This window comes from Ruegeria sp. CDSC002, from assembly GCF_059610905.1.
Map to the genome: position 1 here is coordinate 20,580 of NZ_JBXWOM010000021.1, position 6,906 is coordinate 27,485.

Genomic DNA, 6,906 nt, shown 5'->3' on the forward strand with positions numbered 1-6,906 from the left:
TTGCTCCTTAAGCCACGCGCGCGCCGGAGGCGTCGAAATACAACGGGTTATGAGGACGAATCTTTATCGTTTGCCCGGCAGGGTAGTCCTGGTGGACATCAATCAAGGTCACGACCGTGTGGCCATTCAAATCCAAGTGCAATCGCGTTTGGTCACCAAGGTGCTCGGCACGGATCACACGAGCATCACTACCCTCGCCTTCCAGGATGTTCTCAGGGCGCAGGCCAATCTGAGGGCCTTTGTGATCCCCACCAAACAAGTTGGATGGCAGAATGTTGATGCGCGGCAAACCCAACCGGCTCGCGACATACACGCTGCGGGGGTTTTCATAAATATCTCGAGGCGTGCCGTATTGCACCAACCTGCCCTCTTCCAGCACGCCGATATGCGTAGCCATCGTCATGGCCTCGACCTGATCATGGGTCACATACAAAAGCGTAGACCCCAGATCCGCTTGAATTCTTTTTAGCTCCACACGCAAATCCGCCCGCAGCTTGGCATCCAACGAACTGAGCGGTTCGTCCATGAGAAATATCTGTGGATCGCGCACCAGCGCCCGCCCAATTGACACCCGCTGCATTTCACCGCCAGACAGCTCTGTGGCTTTGTTGTCCAGTTTGTGTGGGATCTGGAGGATCTCCGAGACTTCGTTGACCTTCCTCGCGATTTCATCCTCTGGCGTCTTCAGGATCGGCGAACGCAGAGGGAAAGACAGGTTTTCACGCACTGTCATATGCGGGTACAGCGAGTATTGCTGGAAGACCATCGCCACATCGCGCTGGGCGGGTGTATCTATTCCAACGTCACGCCCGCCAATGCGCACTGTTCCTGAATCCAGTTTCTCAAGTCCGGATATCAATCTCAGTGTTGTTGTTTTTCCCGCGCCGGTCGGGCCCAACAACACCACAAAGGCACCGTTGGGGATCGTCATTGAGATATCATCCACCGCTTTAAGATTGCCGAATGACTTCGAGATACTCTCCAAAACGACTTCAGCCATTGCTCAGCACCTCGTCGTTCAGAGCGGACCTCAACGCGCGTCCGGTAGATTTTTCAAAAAGGGTTACTGCGGGTGAGCGGAACTCCAATCCCACGGTCTCGCCAGGGCTAACGACTTCGCGTGCATCAATCCGGGCTTTCAGCTCACCGTTCGGGCTTTGCAATGTCACGATCTGGGTAGTTCCCAAATATTCTGCGGCCAGGACCTTGGCCCGGTAGGCGCTTGCATCTGATAGAAAAACATGCTCGGGGCGGACACCAAAAACCAAGTCACCTTCAGCCCCTTCCATCAGTTTGGGAACAGGTTCGTCATGCCCGTTCAGGCGAACCATTTCAGTGCCAGGTTCGACCTTTCCCTGAAATGGCAGGAAGTTCATCGAAGGAGACCCGATAAAGTTAGCTACAAACATCGTAGCGGGTTTGTCGTAAATCTCCTGAGGCGTGCCGAATTGCTCGATCACAGCATTGTTCATCACTACGATTTTGTCGCCCATTTGCATGGCTTCCAACTGGTCATGTGTAACGTAAACAGTGGTCGCACCCATACGGTCATGAAGCGCGCGCAGTTCTTCGGCCATGTGTTCACGAAACTCTGCATCAAGTGCACCAAGAGGTTCGTCCATCATGAAGGCTTTGGGTTCGCGCACAATCGCGCGCCCGAGCGCAACCCGTTGTCTATCTCCTCCCGAAAGCCCTCCGACGGGGCTGTCAAGAATGTCTGTTATCCCCAGAATTCCGGCGACTTCTTCTATCTTGGCTTTGACCGCGGCACGTGGCATCCCCTGCGAAATCAACGGATAGCTGATATTCTTACGCACGTTCATATGCGGGTACAGCGCGAACATCTGGAATACGAAGGCAATGTCTCGCTCTGAAGGTGGCCGTTGACTGATTTCTTCACCGTCGAGGTAAATCTCGCCAGATGTTGGAAGTTCCAAGCCCGCGATCATCCGTAATGTCGTTGTTTTTCCGCAACCGGATGGTCCCAGCAGCATGAAGAACTCACCATCCTCAATTGTGAACGAGCTTTCGCGTACAGCCGTGAAATCGCCGAACATCTTTTTTACGTTTTTGACTATGATCTGGGCCATTTCTACTCCGGGAAGTGGCTGACGATGATGAACATAACGGTTCCGATCAGCGTAACGATGAAAGAGTAGGTGAAGGCCCAAAGGACAAAGGGCTGCATCAGCATGAAGACACCCAGTGCGATAAGGATGGTTGCGACCATTTCCCATGGGCCGCGGCGAAGCCGCATCAATCCGGTAAGAAATTCGCTCATTTGCGCACGGCTCCGAATGTGATCCCACGCAACAGGTGTTTGCGCATCAGGATGGTGAAAATCATAACCGGGATCAGGAAGATCGTTGCTCCAGCCGCCACAGCAGGCCAGTCCAGACCACCGATACCGATAATGGTTGGGATGAAGGGCGGCGCGGTCTGCGCATTTGCTGAGGTAAGCAGTACGGCAAATGCATATTCATTCCATGCAAAGATGAGGCAGAAGATAGCTGTCGAGGCTATGCCGGTCGCGGCTTGTGGCAGCACCACTTTGTAAAATGCCTGAAAGCGTGTGTAGCCATCTATGAGAGCGGCTTCTTCGTACTCTCTTGGAATTTCGTCGATGAATCCTTTCAGCAACCACACTGCCAGAGAGATGTTCACGCCCGTGTACAGCAGGATCATTCCCAAGTGCGTATCGCTGAGCCCAAGATTTCTGAACATCAGGAAGATTGGGATGGCGACAGCAACCGGGGGCATCATTCTTGTACTGAGGATGAAGAACAGAAGGTCGTCTTTAAGCGGGACCTTGAACCTACTGAAGGCATAGGCCGCCAAAGTGCCAAGAAAAATACTCAGGAACGTTGATCCAAACCCGATGATGACCGAGTTCATAAAGCGCTCACCGAACTTGGATGGTCCAACGATCACCATGTCGTATTGGCGCACGATCTCATCGGCCCAATTCTGCGGTGGATTGGCTTCCAGAAACTCCTGCGTTTGCCGTGTGCGTGTGGTGAAAAGGTTGACATAGCCTTCTAGCGTCGGGTCAAAAACCACCTTGGGTGGATAGCTGATCGCATCGGCTGGCGATTTGAAGCCAGTCAGCAAGATCCACACCAACGGGATCATCGTGATCAGCGCATAAGTGATGACCAAGAAGCCTGCGATCCACTTGGACCGGTTCGAAGGTTCGGTGACGGAAAAGCTACTCATCTCTGTTTCACCTTGTTCAGGGCTTTGACGTAGATCGACGCAAGGCCGAACACGGTGACGAAAAGGATGATCGCATAGGCCGAGGCATAGCCGGTGCGCCACTTCTCAAACGCCTCCCGCTTGAGATTGATCGAAGTGAGTTCCGTTACAGAACCCGGCCCTCCGCCGGTGAGCTGAACCACTAAGTCGAACATCTTAAAGTTCTCGATCCCACGAAACAGCACCGCGAGCATCAGAAATGGCAGCACCATCGGGATAGTAATCGTGAGGAACTGCCGCAGCTTGCTGGCCCGGTCGATCTCGGCAGCCTCGTAGATATAGTCGGGAATGCTGCGCAGCCCGGCTAGGCAAATTAGCATAACAAACGGCGTCCACATCCATGTATCAACAATGACGATCGCCCATGGGGCCAAAGTTACTGAGCCTAACATCTCAAAGCTCGACGGCTCCTTGCCGGTGAACCAGGACACGATGTAATTGAACAGGCCGATCTGTGGCTGATACAGGAACTTCCAGAAGTTCCCGACAACGGCCGGGGACAGCATCATCGGTAACACAATGATCGTGGTCCAAAGGTCATTGCCCTTAAACTTCTTGTTGATCAGCCACGCCAAAGTGAACCCGATCAGAACCTGAAAGAAGATCGTCCAGAATAGAAAATGCGCCGTCGCCTGCATATTCAGCCAGGTGTCAGAGTCGGTTAGGATACGCTCGTAATTCTTGAAGCCAACGTCTTTGACCTCGCGCCCGATCCGATTGGCCTTGTAGTTGGTAAAGCTAAGTTTGATGGTCCAGATCAACGGAAAGATGTTGATTGCCAGCAGTAGAAATATCGTTGGGGAGATGAATATCCATGCGATCGCGCGGTCGGATAAACCCCTGATTTTTCGCGCAACTCGCTCGGGCGTTGCCTGCGCAACGCGATTTACGGACCTGTCAGACATCTCATTGCCAGTTCTTGTTGGTTTACGACACACGGGAGAAGGTGGAGCGGGTTCGCACCCGCTCCTGCCTGCGTCCGGGTTACAGCTTACCTTCGTCTTCGAAGACTTCCGTCCAATCTTCGATCAAAAGATCAAGCGCTTCTTGAGCTGTGCCTTGGTCGGCAACAACGTAGTCGTGGATGCGTTTCTGCATTGCCAGCAGGAGTTCCGCATAGGCAGGCTCCTGCCAGAAATCCTGTACTCCACCCATTGCTTCTAGGAAATCACCGGCAAACGGTTGGCTGTCCACGAAACCAGGATCTTCAAGCACCGAGTTATGTGCCGAGTAACCGCCAAGTTCCCACCATTTGGCCTGAACTTCCGGCTGCGCGAACCACTTTATGTACTCAAGTGCGGCGTCCTGGTTATCCGAGTAGCTGACAACAGAAATTCCTTGTCCGCCCAGTGTCGAGCCTGCCTGATTTTGCGGTGGGTTCACAAAGAAGTCGATCTTGTCACCGCCGGTATTGGGATCGGCGTAAAGACCCGGGAAGAACGCGAACCAGTTCATAGCCATGGCGACCTGACCGGATTTAAATGCATCCAAGCTCTCACCCATGTAAGAGTTGGTGTATCCCGGAGGCGTCGCCGTTTTGTAGAATTCTTTGTAGAATTCCAGAGCCTCAACCGCTTCCGGTGAGTTTACGGCGCCTTCCATATCATATGAGCCAGGAGTGTTTTCGTATTTGAAACCCCACGGATACAGGGCCCCGGTGACACCCATGGTGATCCCTTCCGAGCCGCGCTCGGTAAAGATTGCAGCCCCATACACAGTCTTGCCGTCGATTTCACGACCTTGGAAGAACTGCGCGATCTGCAACAACTCTTTCTGAGACTGAGGCTCGCGTAGGTCCTGACCAGTCGCTTCTTTGTACGCGGCTTGGATTTCAGGGTTTTCGAACCAATCCTTGCGGTAGAACCAACCATTCGCATCGCCCATCGCAGGCAGCGCGTAGTAATTTGGTGTACCTTTGGGCCAGGTCGAATAAGCGTAAACTGTTGCAGGTGCGAAATCGTCCATGCTGATGCTTTCGGCATCGAAGAAGTCGTTCAGCTGGACATAGTGGCCATTCTCAGCGCCACCGCCGATCCATTGGCTATCACCAATCAGCAGGTCGCAGAGCTTACCGCCGGAGTTCAGTTCGTTCAGCATCCTGTCCGCAAAATTTGGCCAAGGAACAAATTCGAAATTCATTGTGTGGCCGGATTCTGCTTCGAATTCCTTTGATAGTTCGACAAGCGCGTTGGCCGGGTCCCATGCCGCCCAACATAGTGTCAGATCTTCAGCATTTGCCTTGGTAGAAAGAGTAGTAGCGGCAAGGACTATTGCGCTGACCGAAGCCAGTTTTGTGTAAGTCATCCATTCCTCCCTTTTTTCGCCGTCAATCGAGGATGTGCGAATCGCGGCATACCTCCAAGGCTATTTGAGGTACGCACCTCAAGTCCAGAAATTTTTGAGGCTCGTACCTCAGAGTCGTTAAATCCACCTTGACAATGATCAATAGTAGTTTGCTTTTATTACATATTTCGCCGCCCCGCCCCCTCAGAATCATTATGCGAAAAGGGAGAAGGAATTCGAAATTGAACGCGTCTATGCTTTAAATCGCGACGCCGAAGGCTTTAGATTGCCAACCCGAACCCACCAAAGATAGTGCCGAAACCATATTCTAGACGTTCATCCAAGGAGTTAAATTGGGATAGTTTGAAGAGCGCTTGCTAGCCCCACCGCCGGAATATCTCGACAAATCAGGATCCCACGAATGAACGAACTCAACATTGTGCGGATGAACCGCTACCCTATCAAAGGTTTGAGTCCGGAACCACTAAGCACCGTTAACCTGCTGGCGGGAGAAGGCATTCCTGGTGACCGCCTTTTTGGCTTTGCTCGCTACAACTCCGGTTTCGACACCCTTAATCCGAAACCGCTGGAAAAAGACCGCTTTGTTGTGCTTTTGAATGAAGCAGGTCTGGCCGGTCTCCAAACTAAATTCGACGCTCAAAATCAGCTGCTGGAAATTAAAATAGGAGTGAAAACTCACCACTTCGAAATGCGTGAGCCAAAGGGGCAAAGGGACGCGGCGACTTTCCTCTACAACACACTCGGTCTAAGGGACCCCGAGCCGCCAGTGTTTGTCTCTTCCTACCCACATCGATTTACGGACGTTTCGGTCGTGTCGCCAAAAATGATGAATGCTATTTCTGTTCTCAACCTGGCCTCTGTCGACGCGCTTAGTAGGCAGCTAAACGTGGAATTGCACCCGGCAAGGTTTCGCGCGAATATTGAATTGGAGGGGCTACCACCGTTTTCCGAATTGGACTCTGTCGGCTTTACCTTGGTGTTTGGCGACGTGAAACTAAAAATTATCTCGCGAACAAAAAGATGCGCCGCCACTGAAGTTAACCCAGAAACAGCCGAACGAGACATGAGAATCCCGTTCCTTATTCGAAAACACTTGGGCCACATGGATATGGGCGTTTATGCAGAGGTGAAAGACAGCGGAACTCTTAACGTAGGACAACTTGGAATGTGGTCGCCGTAGAACAAATTCGAAATAATCTCAGCGGGGTGCTGTCAGACTAATTCGAACTAGTCTCAGTTTGCCGCGGAAATCGCGAACTTATCCGGAACAAAGTTGACGCCACTCGCTAAGAGCGGCGGCGCGGGTCAGCTTGAAGGTGTCTCGACTGGCTAGCGATCTTTCCTGGT

Annotated in this window: 7 protein-coding genes and 1 pseudogene; 1 reads left to right on the plus strand and 7 read right to left on the minus strand. The window is 52.3% G+C overall.

Going from position 1 to position 6,906, the window contains the following annotated elements:
• Window positions 1-7 precede the first annotated feature (7 nt).
• From AC2FJE_RS22945 to AC2FJE_RS22970, 6 genes are all read right to left on the minus strand, one after another.
• Window positions 8-1,000, minus strand: a complete 993-nt coding sequence (locus AC2FJE_RS22945) for an ABC transporter ATP-binding protein (RefSeq protein ID WP_496700081.1) — start codon at window positions 998-1,000, stop codon at window positions 8-10.
• Complete coding sequence (locus AC2FJE_RS22950; protein WP_282120640.1) at window positions 993-2,090, minus strand: ABC transporter ATP-binding protein; 1,098 nt, start codon at window positions 2,088-2,090, stop codon at window positions 993-995. The genes AC2FJE_RS22945 and AC2FJE_RS22950 overlap by 8 nt, the downstream gene beginning before the upstream one ends.
• 2 nt (window positions 2,091-2,092) lie before the next feature.
• Window positions 2,093-2,281, minus strand: a complete 189-nt coding sequence (locus AC2FJE_RS22955) for a hypothetical protein (RefSeq protein ID WP_058274732.1) — start codon at window positions 2,279-2,281, stop codon at window positions 2,093-2,095.
• Entirely contained in the window at window positions 2,278-3,216 is a 939-nt protein-coding gene (locus AC2FJE_RS22960; protein WP_010442361.1) for a carbohydrate ABC transporter permease, read from the minus strand. Before AC2FJE_RS22960 ends, AC2FJE_RS22955 begins: the two co-directional genes overlap by 4 nt.
• On the minus strand, window positions 3,213-4,160 hold the full coding sequence (locus tag AC2FJE_RS22965) for a carbohydrate ABC transporter permease (RefSeq protein WP_058274730.1): 948 nt from the start codon (window positions 4,158-4,160) through the stop codon (window positions 3,213-3,215). Before AC2FJE_RS22965 ends, AC2FJE_RS22960 begins: the two co-directional genes overlap by 4 nt.
• Window positions 4,161-4,239: 79 nt before the next feature.
• Entirely contained in the window at window positions 4,240-5,559 is a 1,320-nt protein-coding gene (locus tag AC2FJE_RS22970; RefSeq protein WP_282168719.1) for an ABC transporter substrate-binding protein, read from the minus strand.
• Window positions 5,560-5,959: 400 nt separating this feature from the next.
• On the opposite strand from AC2FJE_RS22970, the gene AC2FJE_RS22975 reads away from it, so the two are divergent.
• Window positions 5,960-6,739: an MOSC domain-containing protein gene (locus AC2FJE_RS22975; protein WP_496754832.1), complete on the plus strand. Its 780-nt coding sequence runs from the start codon at window positions 5,960-5,962 to the stop codon at window positions 6,737-6,739.
• A gap of 78 nt (window positions 6,740-6,817) precedes the next feature.
• Here AC2FJE_RS22975 and AC2FJE_RS22980 read toward each other — a convergent pair.
• A pseudogene (locus AC2FJE_RS22980) lies at window positions 6,818-6,906 on the minus strand (IS6 family transposase); the annotation flags it as partial.

What these genes read in the sequence shown, in the direction of transcription:
- AC2FJE_RS22970 (WP_282168719.1), bottom strand. Translation starts at nt 5,559, where the DNA reads ATGACTTACACAAAACTGGCTTCGGTCAGCGCAATAGTCCTTGCCGCT.
- AC2FJE_RS22975 (WP_496754832.1), top strand. Translation starts at nt 5,960, where the DNA reads ATGAACGAACTCAACATTGTGCGGATGAACCGCTACCCTATCAAAGGT.
- AC2FJE_RS22950 (WP_282120640.1), bottom strand. Translation starts at nt 2,090, where the DNA reads ATGGCCCAGATCATAGTCAAAAACGTAAAAAAGATGTTCGGCGATTTC.
- AC2FJE_RS22955 (WP_058274732.1), bottom strand. Translation starts at nt 2,281, where the DNA reads ATGAGCGAATTTCTTACCGGATTGATGCGGCTTCGCCGCGGCCCATGG.
- AC2FJE_RS22945 (WP_496700081.1), bottom strand. Translation starts at nt 1,000, where the DNA reads ATGGCTGAAGTCGTTTTGGAGAGTATCTCGAAGTCATTCGGCAATCTT.
- AC2FJE_RS22960 (WP_010442361.1), bottom strand. Translation starts at nt 3,216, where the DNA reads ATGAGTAGCTTTTCCGTCACCGAACCTTCGAACCGGTCCAAGTGGATC.
- AC2FJE_RS22965 (WP_058274730.1), bottom strand. Translation starts at nt 4,160, where the DNA reads ATGTCTGACAGGTCCGTAAATCGCGTTGCGCAGGCAACGCCCGAGCGA.